Source organism: Kitasatospora sp. NPDC023120 (assembly GCF_055560835.1).
The window spans coordinates 229,819-245,764 of sequence record NZ_JBVHHY010000012.1 but is presented as its reverse complement, the minus strand read 5'-3'; the positions used below and the strand labels follow the sequence as shown (position 1 = coordinate 245,764).

Here is a 15,946-nt window from a genome sequence, read left to right as displayed (position 1 = left end):
TCCTCAGCCGGCCGCGGGGTCTGCTGGTCCTGGACGAAGCACTACACCGACAGTACGGGCAGCGCCGCCCGATCGAGGCCGAACTCCTCGTTCTCGCCTTGCGCCTCACCAGCGGCTGCGCCGCCGCCCCCGGGTTCGGGACGGGCGTGGCGGGAACCCGGAGCTCGGAGTCACGAGGCGTAGCTGACCCGGCCTTTGTTGACGGTGCTGTTCGGCGCGCAGTGCAGAAGGCCCCGGTTCGTGGGATCAGCCCCCGGGATCTCCTGGGCCGATCCGGGCCGTTGCACGACGTCCGGCTCGCTCGATCCCCTCTCCGCGCCGGACTCACCGGGCGGGCCTCAGGGGCTGGTGGCGGCTCGGTCGGATTCGCTGCGCAGAACACAGAATTCGTTGCCTTCGGGGTCGGCGAGGACCGCCCAGCCGGAGCCGTCCGGGTTGCGGCGGTCGGCGACGAGGGTGGCGCCGAGGCCGAGCAGCCGTTCCACCTCCTGGTCGCGGGTGGTTTCCGGGCGGAGGCACAGATGGATCCGGTTCTTGATCGTCTTGGGCTCGGGTACCTGGTTGAAGTACAGCACCGGGCCCTCCGCCAGGAGCACCTGGACCTCGGGGTCACCCGGTTTGTCCTCGGGGTGCAGCGGACGGCCCGTCACCCCGCTCCAGAACCGGGCCAGCTCGTAGGCATCCGTACAGTCGATCGCCACGTTCTGCAATACCGAGACCATGCACGCGAGCATTCCCGATTCCCGCTCCGGACGCCACCGGGTTACGCACCGGCACCGCGCCGGTGCCGTGCCGGCACCGAATCGATGTTGCTCCGCGCGACATGATTGTCAGGTCCTCGACACGGGAAGGAGGCGGGTCACTGACCGCTCACCGGGGAGGACGACACCCGTGCACCGCACCGCCGCCAGGACCACCACCGCCATGCTCGCCGCAGCCCTCGCCGCGGCGCTCCTCGGCTCCACCCCGGCCTGGAGCGCGCCGGGCGACAGCGCGCCGGCGGGGAGCCCGCCGCCCACCCGTCAGGTGGAGGCCTTCGCCGAGGACGGCAGCATAGCCCGCGCCCAGGCCCCGACCGCCTCGCCCTTCGTCGCCGCGCCGTCCCCGGGCGTCGCCCCGCTGCAGGGCGACGGCGACGTGACGCCGCTGGTCCGCGGCGGCGACCCGGCGACCAAGCTGGACGTGGTGGTGATCGGCGATGGCTACGCCGCGCAGGAGCAGCAGAAGTTCCTCACGGACGCCGCCGAGAAGTGGCGGGAGGTGACCGCCGTCGAGCCGTACGCCACGTACCGCGGGCTGTTCAACGTCTGGGCGGTGTCGGCCGTTTCGCCGGAGTCGGGGGTGACCGGGGATCCGGACCAGGCGACGGTGCGGCACACCGCGCTGGGCTCGTACTTCTGGTGCGACGGCGTGGAGCGGCTGCTCTGCGTGGACGAGAAGGCGGTCGAGAAGTACGCGGCGAAGGCCCCGCAGGCGGACCTCGTGCTCGTGGTGGCCAACAGCGCCAAGTACGGCGGCGCCGGCTACAACGACGTCAAGTCGTCGGTCGGCTACGAGGGGATCGCCACGGTCGCGGGCGGGAACGCCAGGTCCGGGCAGATCGCGGTGCACGAGACCGGGCACTCACTGGGCAAGCTCGCCGACGAGTACGCGTACGACGGCCAGGGGACGTACCAGGGCGACGAGCCCGCCGAGGCCAACATCAGCACGCTGACGGCCGACCGGATGCGGCAGCAGGGCACCAAGTGGTCCCGCTGGCTCGGGCAGACCTCCCCCGACGGCGGGACGGTCGGCACGTACGAGGGCGGCGGCTACTACCCGGCGGGGCTGTACCGGCCGACCGAGAACTCGATCATGCGATCGCTCGGGCGGGAGTTCAACCTGCCCGGACGAGAGGCGATGATCGCCGGGTTCTACCGCCACGCCACCCCGCTCACCAGCCCGACCGAGACCGGCAGTTGGCTCACCGCCGCCGACCGCCTGACCGTCGACCTGCCGGTACCCGGCACCCGGCTGCGCTGGTTCCTGGACGGGCGCGAGCTCCCGCGCCTCACCGGCCGCACCGCGCTGGACCTCGCCGACCTCAAGCTGACCGGCCCCCGCACGCGGCCGCACCTGCTCACCGCCGTCGCGACCGACCCCACCCCCGCAGTGGCGGACCCTGCGCTGCGCGCGGACCTGACCGCGAGTCTGTCCTGGCTGGTGACGCGCTAGGCGTGCCCTCGACGGGACGCACGCTCCTGCGGTCCCTGACGGCCGAACCCCGCCCCGGCCGGGTGACCGGGGCTGCCCCGGTCACCCGGCCGGGTCGTCGGGCAGGTTCTGGCGGGCGCCGATGAAGTAGTCCGGGCCCTCCGCCGGGCCGGGCGGGCCGAGCAGCTCATGCAGCGGCCCCAGGAGGCGGGGCGGGACGCGGTAGTCGCCCCCGAGCATCCAGACGTCATCGCCGAGTCGGACCTCGGGGGCGAGTTCGAGGAGGGGACGGATCCGCAGGTACTCCTCCCGGTCCAACTCGCGGGAGTAGGCCAGGTAGCTGTCCGCGCCGAAGCCGTCCAGCAGCCAGAGCACGTTCCGCCCGTCGGCGAAGGGGTCGTCGACGGCGGCCTCAGCGGAGGCGTCAGCGGCGAGGTCGGCGAGGTCGGCGAGGTCGGCGCGGAGATGATCACTGTCCACGCCGCCACTCTACGGCCCCCGACCGTCACCCCGGCCGGCGCTGCTCGGGCACCACCGGCGGGCGGCGCCGCAGCGGCGCCAACTCGCGTTCCAGCGTGCGGACGTCCAGCGCGATCCGGGCCGCGATCTCGCGCGGGCCGCTGCCGACGGGCAGCCGGCGCGACCAGGAGCGGGGCTTGGCCGGACCGTCCTGGACCATGTCGAAGTTGAGTCTCACCACGTCGGCGATGTCGACGAGGGTCACCAGGATGCGGGTGTCCGGGAGGTCGATGCTCACCTCGTTCCCGATGCACGAGCAGGCCACCAGGCCCTCGATGTCCTCCTCGGCCAGGTACCTGGCCAGTGGCACCGCCTTCCCCCGGACCAGAAACGGACGATCCGCCGAACTCATCGGACCCGCCTCCTCCCCCAGCACGCGCACGGCACCGCGGCCGCGGCGCGAGCACGCCGCAACGGACCGGTCCCGCCTATGCTCCACCACATCCATGCCAGGCGCCAACTCGGTGTTTCGCCACGTGAATTGGGCGAAGTCACCGACCCGGCGCACCGGCGCACCCGGCCCGCACCGCGGCTCCGACGACAGACCGGACCGCGTCCCGAGCCGGTGGGCGCGGGCGTCGGCGCAAGCGGTCAGATCAGGTGGCGATCTGAGTATGCGCACTCAGGCGGCCCAGGCCCCCCGGGTGTCAGGCTGGGGCCATGCCCGCACCGACCTCGTCATCCGTCACCGCCGCGCTCCGCCGACTGCGGCGGCCGGCGCCGTCGCGCGCACTCGACCTCACCGTCGGGATGCTGCTGCTCCTCACCATGGTGCTGGTGTTCTTGGGCCGGATGTTCGGCTACGGCATGGAGGCGTGGGCCGCACAGGGCGCCGAGGGCGTCGCCGACCGCCTGGACCACGCCAGGATGGGATTCGTCCTGCACCAGCTGTTCGCGGCACTCGGCCTCACCGGAGTCGCCGTCCTCCTGCGCGCCCGCTGGACGGCAGCGCTGCAACTCCTGGCCGTGATCGGCCTGTCCGGGATCCTCGTGCTGATGCACCACGACTACGACCGCAGCCACCCGGCACCACCGCCACCCCTGCCCACCGGGTACACACCGTGCTACAGCGGCAGCGGTCGCTGCAACTGACGTACGGGCGCGCCGACTGCGAGCAGAACCCGCTGGCGCTCGCCCGCAGACGGGGCGGGGCCGCGGGTCGGGTCGGCTGTTTACGCCACGCAAAAGAGCCGGGGTCGACGCCATCAAGCGTCGACCCCGGCCCTGTCAGTAGCGGGGACAGGATTTGAACCTGCGACCTCTGGGTTATGAGCCCAGCGAGCTACCGAGCTGCTCCACCCCGCGTCGGTGAGATCAGCTTAGGCGATATTCCGGTCAACGCGAAATCGGCTTTCCGGGCCCTCGGTGGTCTCGACGGCAGGGGCGACCTCGGCTGCCCGCGGCGCCACCCACGCCCCATGCGTCACGTGGACACAATTTCCTTATGTAGAAGCATTATTGACCCTCCATCAGTCGCTACCATTGGCCCCCTCGGGGGCGGGCAAATGCGGATGAGGTGCGCGTGATCGTAGGGCGGGGATCGGCGTTCGTGGTCGTCGAGGTGGAGTTGGGGAGCGCGGGTGAGCTCGACCTCAAGGGCTGGGCGGAGGGGCCGCTGCCGGTGGGGCTGGGCGAGGGGGTGGCCGACCGGGACCGGCGGATGACGTACTTCGAGCCGCGGGTGGCCGAGTCGCTGTACGGGTCGCCACGGCGGCCCGGCCGGTGGCACCGCGTGCTGGATCCGTCCGGCCCCGGCCCGGCCGTCGAGGCGGTCGAGCTCCTGCGGCTGCCCGCCGTGCTCGGTCCCGCCGCCGAGCGGCAGGGGCTGGCCGTCCTGCACGTCCGGCTCTCCGCCGATCCGCTGGCCGACCTCCCGGTGCTCGCGGACCTGTCGCGCAGCGCCCACCTCCATGCCGTCGCCCTGCCGCCCGGCGCACGACTCCCGCGGTCCGCCCGCCGCCCCTGGACGCTGTGCCACGTCACCTTCGCCGACGGCGCGCCGCCCGAGGTGATGCCGCCGCCGTACGCCGACTGGGGCGCCCGGGACCAGTGGCTCTGGCTGCTCGCCTCCGCCACCCCACTGGAGCGCTTCCCCCCGGATCCGGAGGACGCCGGGCTGTTCGCGGGCCGGGTGCGGTTCTCCGCCGACTGGCAGGCGCTGGTGCTGCGCGACGGCGCCGCCTTCCTCGGCACCTCGCCGGATCCGGGTGGGGAGGCGGTGTTCCACGCCGCGGCGGCCACCCTGGTCCGGACGATCTACCTCGACACCTTCCTGCTCGGCCGCCTCCAGGTGCTCGGGCTCAACCGGCTCGCCAATGCGGTCGCCGGGTTGCATGCCCACGAGACCGACGGGCGGCGGCTGCTGGGCCTGGAGCGGCGGGCGATCGAGCTGCGCCGCGCGCTGTGGTCCTCGCACGTCACCACTCGCGCCAAGGCCAACGAGCTACTGGAACGCTTCCAGGAGCAGAACCGGCTGCCGGAGCTGCTGGCCACCGCCGGCACCGCGCTGGCCGACGCCGCGCGCTACGTGGAGACGGCGCGCTCGCGCCGCAGCGGGCTCGCGCTGGGGCTGGTCTCCGCCGTCGGCCTGCCGTTCGGGCTGGCGTACGCCGCCGGCGCGCTGTGGGGGGACCCGTCCCCGCTGAACCTGCTGGTCTGCACGCTGGTCGCGCTGCTCGCGATGGCACTGGCGTTCGCCCTGCTGCCGCCGCTGCGCGGGCTGGCCGCCGGTGAGGCGCGGCGCCGGGAGCGGGCCATCGACGATCCCCGGATCTGGGAGGAGTGATCTGCCGTGCTCGTCGCGCTCTACCGTTCCGGTCCGCTGCGCCAGCGGCTGGCCAAGGGGTACGCGGTGGTCCGTCCGTCCGGAGGCAAGCCCGGTCCGGCGCAACTGGTCGAGGCGCTGGTCGCCCGTCCGCCGCGGCTGCCCGTGCTGCCCGCCGGGCAGCCGCCCGTCCTGCGGGCCTCCTCGCGTACGCCCGGTGCGCTGTGGTTCGACACCGGGCGGGTCTGGCTGCACGACCCGCCGGCGCGGGCCGCGGTGGCCGCCGCGCTCGCCGAGGCGGTGGCGGCGGTCGCCGGTGCGCTGCGCGCGGAGGGCGCCCTGCTGGTCCCGAGCGGCTGGCACCAGGGCGCACCGGCGGGCAGACCGGTCGGCGCGCCCGCGGTGGCCCCGCCCGTACTGCTTCCGGACCTGCACTCGCTGGAGGTGGTCGACGCGGTGCAGCGCGAGCTGCTCTGCAACCTGCTGCGCGAGCACTCCCCCACCCTGATCGCCCTGACCGGGCGCCAGCTGTACGGCGCCGAGGGCGTGCCGAGCGGGGGCTCGGCCCGGCTGTCCCGGGCCACCGACCAGGTGACCACGCGGTACGTCGCCTCCTTCTCCCCGCAGCACCTCGACCGGGTGCGCACCGCCCTGCGGCAGGAGGAGCGGCTGGCCCGGCTCGAGGCGATGGACGTCAACCCGCTCGGCGAGGCCGAGTTCGACGCGGCGGGGGACGTCACCCTGCGGCTGGTCGACGGGCAGGTTTCGGTCTCCTCGGCGATGGCGCACGCGCTGCTCGTCCAGGCCCTGGCGATGCGGGCGCGCGAGCTGGCCCGTACCGGCCGCCGGGTCGGGGCGGTGCCGCAGCCGCTGGTGGAGCGCAACCGGGCCCGCGCCGTGGCGCACGGGCTGGCCGCCGGGTTCGAGACGGAGCAGCAGGCCGGCCGGCGCAGGGACCGTCACAACGACCGGGCGGGCGGGCCCGCGGCGGACCGGCAGGCCCGGACCGTCCCGGCGACCCGCGCCGCCTCCACGCTGATGCGTGAACTTCTGCCGTACTTCCGTCAGTTGGATGCCACGGCGGACGAGCTGGGCCAGCTGTTCACCGGTCTGGAGCTGTCCGCCCACAGCACCGGCAGCGGTGGAATCGCCTTCGTCCGCAACGAGAACGACCTGCTCGCCCGGTGGCGTGAGTACGATCCGCGCCTGCTCGCACCCGAGCAGCTCGCCGAAGGCCTCGGCCGGCCCGGCTGGCTCACCCACGACCACATCGGTGCCGCCAACTCGACTCTGGCAGCCGGGAGTTCGGCGGCCGCCCGGGTCTGGCTCGCCGAGCAGCTGACCGTCCCGACCACCTCGGCAGCCCCACCCACTGAGAGCGACCGCCGCCGACCGGTCCGGACCGCCCCCGCTCCCGCTCCCGCCCGGCCACCCCACCGCCGCGGCGGCCCGTCCGACGGCGACGAGCAGCTGCTGAACGAGCTCGCCCGCCCCGGTGTGGACGCCGCACAGGCGCAGGCCGCCCTGCGCTCCTACTGCCGCTCCGGCCCCGCCGCCCTCGACCTGACCCGCGCCCTGCACGCTCGCGACCGCGAACAGGGAAAGGCACTGCGCCGACTGCTGCGCCCCGAGCCCGCCCTGCGCGTCCGGCTGGACGCCCCGCCGGGCGCCTGGGGGGACCGGAAGCTGGCGAAGGCCGTCCGCGGTGCCACCGAGAAGGGCGCGGCCCTGCTCCACTGGGATGTCCCGGCCGCGGACCGGCCGCTGGTGCGGGCCCGGCTGCGCGAGCTGGGCGCCGCGCCGCACGGGCTGCGGACGGTACTGCTCACCGATCTCACCTACACCGCGAAGGCCGACGAGCGCCGGGGCACGGTGGAGGTCCTGCTGGTCGCACCCGCCGAGGAGCCCGCCCGATGACGATCCCGTCCGCCGTCCGGCCGGTGCCCGTACTGCTCGACCTGCGCGACTACGGCGAGGTACCCGGTACGGGCGAGGGCCTGGTCGCCCTGTGGGCCCGGCTCGAACCGACCGTCCTGACCCTCGATCCCCGGCAGGGCGCGCGCGTCGTCCTGGACTTCGGCGAAGCGGGCCGCGCCGGCGTCTGGTTCCTCGACCCGCTCGGGGCGCCCCGGCCGCTCACCGCCGCCACCCCGTTCGAGGTCCGGGGCGTCCTCGAACCGCCGCAGGTCCGCTACGCCTGCGACACCTGCCGCGCCGCCGGCACCGAGACCTACGCGCCGTTCAGCTGCCCCGGCTGCGGGGACGCCAGCCGGCCCGGGCGGGTCTGCGACGCACACGCGGTGCTGCTCGACGGCAGCCTGCGCACCTCCTGCCCACGGCACGTCCCGCAGTGCCGCTGCGGGGCGCCGGCCCGCGCCTGGTGCGGTGGCCCGCACTGCCGGGCCTGGCGGGCCTGGTGCGCCGACCACCTGGTGCACCACCCGAACGACCCGTCGCTCGCCTACTGCCGGGACTGCTACCGCGAGCGCTTCCCCGACTGCGAGCAGCGCGGCTGCCCTACCACCGCACTCCTGCGCTGCGAGCACCGGACCCTGGAGCAGCTCGCCGACGGCGACGCCTGCGGCGTCCGGATGTGCGCCGACCACAGCATGCGCTGGCAGATCTACGGTCAGTACAGCCGGGGCCTCGCACTGTGCCGCCGGCACCACCAGGAACTGCGCTCCGCCACGCCCGAGGCGCTGGTCGGGCTGGTCCTGGCCGGGACGGCGGCCCGCGCCCGGCACCGCGTGCGCCCCGGCGCGGACGGCCAGCGGCGGCAGGCGTTCCTGCCGCGGCTCTCCGTCGTCCGGCACATCTTCATCAACACCCGCGGCACCGTCCTGGACATGGGGGCGCTGGACGCGCTGTTCGCCGGACTCGAGCGCGGCATCCCACGCGGCGGACAGGCGGGCGGCAGCCGCCTCACCGAGACCGCGCTGCGGCTGCTGCGCCGGCACGAGGCGTCGCGCCGCGAGGACGTCCGCCGCTTCCGGGAGGGCCATGAAGAGGGCCGGGCCCACTTCGCCCGACTGGTGGAACTCCTGCGCGCCTCCGGGAGGTTCGAGCTCGCGGAGGCGGTCACCTTCTCGGACTACCGCAGCCGCAGCCGGATCCTCTACGTCCAGGTGCCACCCGAACTGCGCGGCCGCTTCTACGGCACCAAGCGCACGCACGTCAACGAGCTCAAGCAGCGGCTCGGCATCGACATCCAACTGGAGCGGGAATGACTCTCCTCGGCCGCGGCGGCAGCATCTTCGGCTCGCGGGACACCCGGCTGGTCACCGCTGCCGGTCCCGGCCTGGCCGACGGCAACCGGCTGGCCGTCCCGGCCGAGCGGCTGGCCGCCGCGACCCCGGGCCGACTGGTCGCGGGAGCCGGCGCCCGGGCGGTCGCCGTACGCCTCGTCCCGGTGCCCGGGCTGCCCGCCGACGTCGTGGTGGCCCCCGAGGCGCTGGCCGCAGAGTACCGGCTCGCCGCCGTCGACTGGCAGTTCGCCCCGGCCGCGGCCGCCGTGGCCGGGGCCGTCGAGCTGGAGTCGCCGGAGGCGCTCTCCCTGGACGCGGCCGTCCTCGCCGTGCAGCGCTCACCGCTGCTCAGCGGCCATGTGTTCGAGCACGGCGCGAGCACCGGGCAGGACACCTGGATCGACGTGGACGGCCTGCCCTTCCGGGTGCGCTCGGCCACCGGCCCGGACGGGCGGCCGGTCGACGGCCTCCTCGCCGTCGGTCCGGCCACCCGGCTCAGCGTCTTCGCGCCGAGCGGGCGCAGCGGGGTGGACGTGGTGGTCCTCGCCGACTGCAGCGGCTCGATGGGCGTGGACGACATCCCGGACCGGCGCGAGTCGGCGCACCGGATCACCTCGCTGTGGAGTGCCCCGAGCACCGTCAGCCGGATGGAGGCGCTGAAGCGGGCGCTGCGCGCCATGATCGACGCCCGGGCCGGGGTGGACGGTCTGGTCACCCGTTTCGCGCTGGTCCGCTTCGACCTCGCCGCCCGGACGCTCTTCCCGGACCGCGACGGCATGGCCGAGGTCACCACCGGCCCCGGCGACCGGGCGCTGGAGCAGCTGCGCGGCGCGGTCACCCTGCTGAAGCACGACAACCAGGCGACGGACATCGGCCGCGCGCTGCACAAGGCCGCCGAACTGCTGCACCGGCACGGCGTACCCGGCAACGAGCGTCTGATCGTCCTGGTGAGCGACGGCGCGCACTGGGCGCCGATGAGCGAGGAGCGCAGCGGCGAGTCGGTGGCCGGCACCGAGGACCCAGTCTCCCTGATGGAGGACCTGCACGCCGGTCTCGGCATCCGCCTGCACGCCGTGGGCATCAGTGACCCCGGCCTGTTCGGCCGCTGGTGGGAGCAGCTGCGCCGGAAGGACCCCACGCTGCGCGAGCCCCCGGAGAACCTCGTCCCCAACCACGAGCTGCTGGGCCGGCTGGTGGAGGTGGCGGGCGGCGACCGGCACCGGATCGGCGGCATGGACGTCCTGGAGGAGTACTTCCAGGAGCTGGGCAGCGGCATCGTCCGCGTGGCGGGCGCTCCGGCCGCCGCCCAACTGCCGTCGCTCCAGCTGGATCCGGCGGCCCTGACCGCGACGGCCGCCGCGCCGGCGCAGGGCCGGGCGCTCGGCGCGGAGCAGCGCCGGCACTGGGAGCGGGAGGTGGAGGAGCTGCTGCGGATGTACGCCGAGGTGTGCTCGGCCTCCTCCACCCGGCTCGGCTACCCGCTGTTCCGCACCTCGGTGGCCGACATCCCGCGGCTGCACCTTCTGGCCACCGGCCACGCGGAGTTCACGGCCTGGCTGGCCGTCGCGTACAAGGTCTTCGACGAGCGGCTGCACGAGCAGCTGCGCAGCCGCAAGCGTGACCGCACCGCACTCGACCTGCCCGAACTCGCCGACGCCTTCTGGGGCGTGCGGCTCGGCGAGGTGCACGGGCTGCGGAACTTCTTCCTGCACGACGCGGAGGCGGGTCGGCGCACCCCGGAGCAGAACCGCGGGGTGGGCGAGGTGATCCTCAAGCACACCGGGAAGTACGCGGTGGCGGAGGACGACGCGGAGGGCTGGCACCGGCTCCAGCTGGGCCTGTTGGGCAATCTGGCGGGGGTGCTCGCGGACGCCTACCGCATCCTGGTCACCGCCCCGCCGGCGCCTCCCGTGCCGCCGGCCGACGGTGCGACGCAGGCTGCGACCACGACGTCGGCGGCGCCGGTGGTCAGGGTGGTCCAGCTCTCCGACTGAAGCGCGCCTTCCTCCCACCGAACCGTCGTCCCCGAACCGTCGTCCCCCGAACCGTCGTCCTTCGAACCATGGAGTTGCCCCGCATGACCGCCGACACCGGCCGCCCCGCCTTCCTGCTGGTCCACGGCGCCTGGCACGGTGCCTGGTGCTGGGACCGGGTACGCACCGCCCTGGACGCCGACGGCCGGCGCTCCCACGCCGTGGACCTGCCCAGCTCCGCGCCCGCCGACAGGCCCGCCGGCGCCCGCCCTGCGGGCATGCTGGACGACGCGGACGCCATCCGCGACCGCCTGCGGCGCGTGGACGCCCGGTGGTGGTCGTCGCCCACTCGTACGGCGGCGTGCCCGCCACCCAGGCCATCGCGGACGCCCCGAACGTGGTCCGGGTGGTGTATCTCGCCGGCTTCCAACTCGACGCGGGCGAGAGCATGTTCTCCTTCCTGGGCACGCCCGTACCGGAGGACGGCAGCGGCCGCACCCCGCCGTACGAGGACGCCCGGCGCGTCCTCTTCGCCGACGTGCCCGAGGCCGAGGCCGACCGCCGTCGGCGGCCTGCGCCTCGGACAGTGCGCGGCGCTCTGACGCCCGGAAGGGCGGCGCCCGGGGCCGGTCGCGCGAAACCGACGCGCCCCGGGCGCCGCTGTGATGGGATGGGCCCTTTGCGTTCGAATCCGCAACGCATCAGAACCCGCAACGCGTCAGAACCCGCGACGCGTCAGAACCCGCATCGCGTCCGAGCCCAGGGAGGCCACCGTGTCCCGAACCCCGCAGGAGATCTTCCAGAGCTACGTCCACGCCGGTCCGATGACCCGCGATGCCGACGCCCTCGCCGAGCTCTTCACCGAGGACGGCGTCTTCGAGGTGCCGCTGCTGCCCGACGGCGCCGCCCTCCCCCGGCGGATCGAGGGCCGCGAGGCGATCCGCACCACGATGGCGGCGTACTACGAGCAGCAGGGGCAGGACGCCCGCGTGCCGAACGTGCACAAGTCCGGCTTCGTACTGCACACCACCACCGACCCCGAGGTGTTCATCGCCGAGATCGACACGGTCTTCGACGGGGAGGGCGCCCGGGAGGAGGTCGTCTCGCTGGTCCAGATCTTCCGCGTCCGTGACGGGAGAATCGCCCGGATGCGCGACTACTTCTCGCCCGCGCTGGTGGGCTGACGGTCCGGGGGGCGGAACCTGGTCCGGGGTGGTCCGCTCCACCCGTTCGGCCCCGATGGCCTCCGAGACGGTTCGGGTAGACATGGCCTGCTCGTATCCCCCGACGATCACAGGAGCGGAACCCGCCATGGACAAGGACCAGCTGGCCCACCTGGAGCAGCGGATCAACCACCTCGTCACCGTGACGAAGTCCGTCACCACCGACGACTACTCCGAGTTGCTGAAGATCATCCATCGGCCGGGGTGGACCACCCCGGCCGAGCTGGCCCTCGTCACCGGCGCGGTCGACGTGCTGATTCGGCAGACCGAGGTCGTGGCCGAGGCGCGCAGGGGCCTCATCGACGGCGCCAGGTCGATCGCGGCCGACTGACCTCCGCCTCCGACCCGGGCCACCGGCGCGTTCCGCGGTTCGCGCCGGTGGCCCGGTCGTCGCCCGTACGGCCCCGGGCGACATCCGTCAGACCCCCGCCCAGCGGCGCAGCGTGGCGGTGGCCGCCGTGGCGTCGGCGGCGGGCAGTTGGGCGATCCGGACCGAGTGGGTGCCGCCCGGCATCTGGTAGAGGTACGAGTCCCGGGAGCCGTCGCCCAGCCGGAACGGCTCGGCGACGGATGGGTCGGCGGCGCCGTTGACGAACATCAGGTGCTCGCCGCGGGTGCGGACCCAGCGGTCGACGTCGCGCATCGCCTGCGGCCGGTAGCGCAGCGGGATGTCGCGGGGGACGAAGCTGCGCGGCTCGGTGGCGCCGGGGTAGCGGATCAGGTCGGCGAGGTGGTCCGTCTCGACCGGGAAGTAGCCGAGCTGGGTGCCCAGTTGGTAGAAGTACGGGACGAACTGGTTCGCCACCGAGTCGGCGTAGACCGGCAGTTGGGCGACCTGGTCGAGCCAGCCGTACAGGGCGTCGTCGGAGGCGTCCGCGGGCGGCACCGCCGGGCAGGCGGCCTGGCCACGGCCCTGCCAGAACATGAACGGCGCGCGCAGGACGGCGATCTCGAAGGCCTTGTCGGCGCTGCCGACGAGCCGGAAGCCGTCGCCCTTGGCGTCCGCCCAGGCCTGGTACCGGGCGACCAGGGCGGTGCGGCGTTCCAGCAGGGCGCGCTGCGCGGCCTGCAGGGCGGTGCGGCACTCGGGGGTGCCGACCGTGCGCAGGAAGTCGAGGTAGGCGGTGTCGTCGCGGTCGTCGACGTTGTTCGGCGCCGAGTAGGCGATGGAGCCGGCCACGTCCTGCGGGTAGAAGCGCCGGTGGTAGACGGTGGTCATGCCGCCCTTGCTGCCGCCGGTGGAGATCCACGGCGCCCGGTAGACCGCGCGCAGCGCCTCGATCACGTGGTGGTGGTCGGCGGCGGCCTGCCGGATGTCGAGGTCGTTCCAGTCGGCGGGCTCGGGCCGGGAGGTGCCGAAGAACCGCTGCTCGGTGCTCACCTGGTTGCCGTCCAGCAGTTCGGCGGGCTCCGTGCGGTACTGGTTGGTGGAGACGGTGTAGCCGCTGGTGTAGAGCACGGTGGGGCGGTCGGTGCCGCGGTGCAGGAGGGTGATCCGCTGCTCGAAGCCGCCGCGCTCGGGGTGCTGGTGGTCGGCGGGCTGGTGCAGCGTCAGGACGAAGAAGCGGAAGCCGGGCGCGGCGGGCTTCTCCTCCACGATCCGCAGGCCCGGTACCGCCTCGATGGCGGTCCGGATGTCGGCCGGTCCCGTCTCGGCCGCGGCGGCGGGCACCGCGGCCGTTCCCGCCAGCACCGCCACCGCCGCGGCCTGGGCCACCAGTCGTCCGATTCGCCTGCGCATCATGGGTCTTCCTCCCCGGTCGTCGTTGATCTCCAGTCAACCGGGGCCGCGACCGGGACGGATCCCGCTGCGGAGGGCTCGCGTCTCCCTCCTGGGAGGGAGGTGCCGTGGCACGTCACGGCGGGTTCAGGTGAACACCAGCGCCGCCAGGGTGAGGTAGACCCCGCCGACCGCGTAGGACAGCCGCCGCTCCCCGCGCGGTGTGCCGCGGAGCCGACCGGTGAGCGCGACGCCGAGAAGGGCGTAGCAGAGGTCCAGGGCGAAGGCGACGGCCAGGAAGACCGCGCCCAGGACGAGCATCCGGGCCCGGGTGTCGGCGGCGGACAGCCCGGTGGGCAGGAACTGCGGGAGGAAGGCGAGGAAGAACAGGATCACCTTGGGGTTGAGCAGGTTGACCAGGACCGCGTCGCCGTAGACCCGGAGCAGTCGGCGCCGGGCGGGCCGCTGCGGGCCGTCACCGGCCGGGGCCGGGCGGCGGAGGAGGGTCCGCACGCCCAGGTGGGCGAGGTAGCCGGCGCCCGCGTAGCGCAGCACGGTGAAGGCGAGCGGGTGGTCGGTGACCAGCGCCGCCAGGCCGCCGACCGCGAGGAGGCAGTGGACCAGCGTGCCGGTCTCCACCCCGAGGGCGGAGACGAGCCCGGCCCGCCGTCCGTCCTGGACGCTGCGCGTGATGATGTAGACCAGGTTGGGCCCCGGCACGGCGACCAGTGCCAGCGAGGCCAGCGCGAAGCCGGCGAGCGAGGTCATCCGCGCTCCAGCGCGGTGGGCAGCAGGCCCAGCGGCGGGGCGCCGAGGTCGAACAGGGCGGTGTGGAAGCGGCGAAGCGAGAAGTCGGAGCCCCAGCGCTTCGCGGCCTGTTCGCGCAGGTCGAGGATCGCGAACTTGCCCCAGGTGTACCGACCGTAGGTGGGGTCGAAGAGTCCGCGCCGGGCCTCGTGCAGGGCGGCCGGGCCGGCCAGTGCGACGTCCGCGGTGAACCGGGCCGCCGCGTCCGCCAGGGTCATCGCCCCGGTGTGCAGCCCGATCGCGCAGGCGAAGCGGGTGACCCGGCGCAGCGCGTCCTGGGCGACGGCCACCGCGACCCGCGGGTCGCGGTCGCGGAAGCCCTGTTCCAAGGCCAACTCCTCGCAGTAGTGGGCCCATCCCTCGATGAAGGCCTCGGAATGGAGGGTCCGGCGGACGTCGGTCGCCGCCCGGCGCAGCGCCCGGAAGTGGCTGGCGTGCCCGGGGGCGACCTCGTGGATCGCCATGTTGGGCATCAGGGTGCGGTTGAAGCCGGTCGACAGCCACTGGTCGCGTTCCGCCCCGGACCAGCCGGTGTCCGGGAGGGTGACCCGGAAGCTGCCGGGCGCGTCGGGCTCGTACGGCGCGGACGCGAACAGCCCGGCGAGCGCGCGGCGTTGGGAGTCGGGCATCGGCTCGACCAGCACCTCGACGTCGTGGTCGGGCACCAGGTCGTGCCGGGCGGTCCAGGCGACCGTCTCCTCGACGAGTGCCCGGAACTCCGCCAGTACTCCGTCGGCGTCGGGGTGGTCGGCCTGCAGGGCCCGTACGGTGGCGTCGGGCGTGGGGGCTCCGGGGTCGACGCGGCGCAGCGCCTCGGCGAGCAGCGCGCGCAGCCGGTCGCGCTCGGCGTCCACCCGGGCGGACATCGCGGTGAGGTCGACGGTGCAGGACTCGGCGGCGCCGAGCAGCCGGGCGAGCGCGGGCCCGCCGAGCGCGGCCGACTCGGGGCCTTCGGTGGCGGCCCGCTCCAGGTGGGCGAGGAGTCGGGCGTGGGCGCGGCCGGCGGCGGCGTGGACGGGGCCGCCCCGGGGGTCGAGGAAGGCGGCCAGGCCGCGGGCGAGCGGCAGGGTGGCCTGGGCGAGTGGCGCGGGCACCCGGTCCAGCGCCGCGACGGCGGCGTCGACGGCGTCCGGCCAACGGTTGAGGTGGGCCTGCCGGGCGGCGTCGCGTTCGGGCTGCGGCGCGTAGGGGCGGTCGTAGCCGGAAAGGTCCAGGTTCTCGATGTGCCACAGCGGGTTGCTGCGGTGCAGTTCGAGTTCGCCGAAGCGGACCCGCAGGGCCTCCTCGGCGGCGGACGCGTGTGCCTCGTCGTGGGGGTCCGGGTAGGGCGCGGTCCCGGCGGGGCCGCCGAGGGCGGCGAGGCCGCGGCGCACGCCGTCCGGGGAGAGGTCCTGGACGGCGCCGTCGTAGCGGTGCAGTCCGGCGCTGTCACGGGCGGCGACGACGGAGAGGTCGCAGACGGCGGCGAGTCGGGGGTCGAGCGACGGGGTGATGATCATGCC

At 74.5% G+C, this 15,946-nt stretch carries 14 protein-coding genes, 1 tRNA gene and 1 pseudogene; 9 read left to right on the top strand and 7 right to left on the bottom strand.

The features are described from left to right. Window positions 1-338: 338 nt before the first annotated feature. Window positions 339-722, bottom strand: a complete 384-nt coding sequence (locus ACZ3TI_RS20060; protein ID WP_465727904.1) for a VOC family protein — start codon at window positions 720-722, stop codon at window positions 339-341. 169 nt (window positions 723-891) lie between these two features. On the opposite strand from ACZ3TI_RS20060, the gene ACZ3TI_RS20055 reads away from it, so the two are divergent. Next, complete coding sequence (locus ACZ3TI_RS20055) at window positions 892-2,214, top strand: M64 family metallopeptidase (RefSeq protein WP_465727902.1); 1,323 nt, start codon at window positions 892-894, stop codon at window positions 2,212-2,214. An 81-nt stretch (window positions 2,215-2,295) separates the two neighbouring features. On the opposite strand, the gene ACZ3TI_RS20050 is transcribed toward ACZ3TI_RS20055, so the two are convergent. Beyond that, window positions 2,296-2,673 carry a hypothetical protein gene (locus ACZ3TI_RS20050; protein ID WP_465727900.1) on the bottom strand — a complete coding sequence of 126 codons (378 nt, stop codon included), beginning with the start codon at window positions 2,671-2,673 and terminating at the stop codon, window positions 2,296-2,298. A gap of 25 nt (window positions 2,674-2,698) precedes the next feature. Then, window positions 2,699-3,064 carry a hypothetical protein gene (locus tag ACZ3TI_RS20045; RefSeq protein ID WP_465727898.1) on the bottom strand — a complete coding sequence of 122 codons (366 nt, stop codon included), beginning with the start codon at window positions 3,062-3,064 and terminating at the stop codon, window positions 2,699-2,701. Between the two features lie 308 nt (window positions 3,065-3,372). Here ACZ3TI_RS20045 and ACZ3TI_RS20040 point away from each other — a divergent pair, with 308 nt between their 5' ends. Further along, complete coding sequence (locus ACZ3TI_RS20040; protein ID WP_465727896.1) at window positions 3,373-3,804, top strand: DUF6234 family protein; 432 nt, start codon at window positions 3,373-3,375, stop codon at window positions 3,802-3,804. Between the two features lie 139 nt (window positions 3,805-3,943). Here ACZ3TI_RS20040 and ACZ3TI_RS20035 read toward each other — a convergent pair. Continuing rightward, window positions 3,944-4,017: transfer RNA gene (locus tag ACZ3TI_RS20035), tRNA-Met, on the bottom strand. A gap of 217 nt (window positions 4,018-4,234) precedes the next feature. Here ACZ3TI_RS20035 and ACZ3TI_RS20030 point away from each other — a divergent pair. The 7 genes and pseudogenes from ACZ3TI_RS20030 to ACZ3TI_RS20000 all read left to right on the top strand — a co-directional run bounded on the left by ACZ3TI_RS20030 (window position 4,235) and on the right by ACZ3TI_RS20000 (window position 12,248). Beyond that, complete coding sequence (locus tag ACZ3TI_RS20030; RefSeq protein ID WP_465727894.1) at window positions 4,235-5,497, top strand: hypothetical protein; 1,263 nt, start codon at window positions 4,235-4,237, stop codon at window positions 5,495-5,497. Between the two features lie 6 nt (window positions 5,498-5,503). Further along, complete coding sequence (locus ACZ3TI_RS20025) at window positions 5,504-7,393, top strand: hypothetical protein (protein ID WP_465727892.1); 1,890 nt, start codon at window positions 5,504-5,506, stop codon at window positions 7,391-7,393. Continuing rightward, complete coding sequence (locus ACZ3TI_RS20020) at window positions 7,390-8,703, top strand: KH domain-containing protein (RefSeq protein WP_465727890.1); 1,314 nt, start codon at window positions 7,390-7,392, stop codon at window positions 8,701-8,703. The genes ACZ3TI_RS20025 and ACZ3TI_RS20020 overlap by 4 nt, the downstream gene beginning before the upstream one ends. After that, window positions 8,700-10,715, top strand: coding sequence for a VWA domain-containing protein (locus ACZ3TI_RS20015; RefSeq protein WP_465727888.1), 2,016 nt, complete (start codon window positions 8,700-8,702; stop codon window positions 10,713-10,715). The genes ACZ3TI_RS20020 and ACZ3TI_RS20015 overlap by 4 nt, the downstream gene beginning before the upstream one ends. After that, a pseudogene (locus tag ACZ3TI_RS20010) lies at window positions 10,648-11,304 on the top strand (alpha/beta fold hydrolase); the annotation flags it as partial. The gene ACZ3TI_RS20015 and the pseudogene ACZ3TI_RS20010, both read left to right, overlap by 68 nt. A 163-nt stretch (window positions 11,305-11,467) precedes the next feature. After that, window positions 11,468-11,878, top strand: coding sequence for a nuclear transport factor 2 family protein (locus tag ACZ3TI_RS20005; RefSeq protein ID WP_465727886.1), 411 nt, complete (start codon window positions 11,468-11,470; stop codon window positions 11,876-11,878). Window positions 11,879-12,005: 127 nt separating this feature from the next. Continuing rightward, window positions 12,006-12,248 carry a hypothetical protein gene (locus ACZ3TI_RS20000; protein WP_465727884.1) on the top strand — a complete coding sequence of 81 codons (243 nt, stop codon included), beginning with the start codon at window positions 12,006-12,008 and terminating at the stop codon, window positions 12,246-12,248. An 87-nt stretch (window positions 12,249-12,335) separates the two neighbouring features. Here ACZ3TI_RS20000 and ACZ3TI_RS19995 read toward each other — a convergent pair whose 3' ends face one another. From ACZ3TI_RS19995 to ACZ3TI_RS19985, 3 genes are all read right to left on the bottom strand, one after another. Next, entirely contained in the window at window positions 12,336-13,661 is a 1,326-nt protein-coding gene (locus ACZ3TI_RS19995) for a S28 family serine protease (protein WP_465727882.1), read from the bottom strand. 123 nt (window positions 13,662-13,784) lie between these two features. Continuing rightward, window positions 13,785-14,405, bottom strand: coding sequence for a LysE family translocator (locus ACZ3TI_RS19990; RefSeq protein ID WP_465727880.1), 621 nt, complete (start codon window positions 14,403-14,405; stop codon window positions 13,785-13,787). Beyond that, the gene (locus ACZ3TI_RS19985) at window positions 14,402-15,943 is read right to left on the bottom strand and encodes a DUF885 family protein (protein WP_465727878.1); all 1,542 of its coding nucleotides are present in this window, start codon (window positions 15,941-15,943) and stop codon (window positions 14,402-14,404) included. The genes ACZ3TI_RS19990 and ACZ3TI_RS19985 overlap by 4 nt, the downstream gene beginning before the upstream one ends. Window positions 15,944-15,946: the final 3 nt, after the last annotated feature.

What these genes read in the sequence shown, in the direction of transcription:
- ACZ3TI_RS20060 (WP_465727904.1), bottom strand. Translation starts at nt 722, where the DNA reads ATGGTCTCGGTATTGCAGAACGTGGCGATCGACTGTACGGATGCCTAC.
- ACZ3TI_RS20045 (WP_465727898.1), bottom strand. Translation starts at nt 3,064, where the DNA reads ATGAGTTCGGCGGATCGTCCGTTTCTGGTCCGGGGGAAGGCGGTGCCA.
- ACZ3TI_RS20040 (WP_465727896.1), top strand. Translation starts at nt 3,373, where the DNA reads ATGCCCGCACCGACCTCGTCATCCGTCACCGCCGCGCTCCGCCGACTG.
- ACZ3TI_RS20020 (WP_465727890.1), top strand. Translation starts at nt 7,390, where the DNA reads ATGACGATCCCGTCCGCCGTCCGGCCGGTGCCCGTACTGCTCGACCTG.
- ACZ3TI_RS20015 (WP_465727888.1), top strand. Translation starts at nt 8,700, where the DNA reads ATGACTCTCCTCGGCCGCGGCGGCAGCATCTTCGGCTCGCGGGACACC.
- ACZ3TI_RS20000 (WP_465727884.1), top strand. Translation starts at nt 12,006, where the DNA reads ATGGACAAGGACCAGCTGGCCCACCTGGAGCAGCGGATCAACCACCTC.
- ACZ3TI_RS19995 (WP_465727882.1), bottom strand. Translation starts at nt 13,661, where the DNA reads ATGATGCGCAGGCGAATCGGACGACTGGTGGCCCAGGCCGCGGCGGTG.
- ACZ3TI_RS19990 (WP_465727880.1), bottom strand. Translation starts at nt 14,405, where the DNA reads ATGACCTCGCTCGCCGGCTTCGCGCTGGCCTCGCTGGCACTGGTCGCC.
- ACZ3TI_RS19985 (WP_465727878.1), bottom strand. Translation starts at nt 15,943, where the DNA reads ATGATCATCACCCCGTCGCTCGACCCCCGACTCGCCGCCGTCTGCGAC.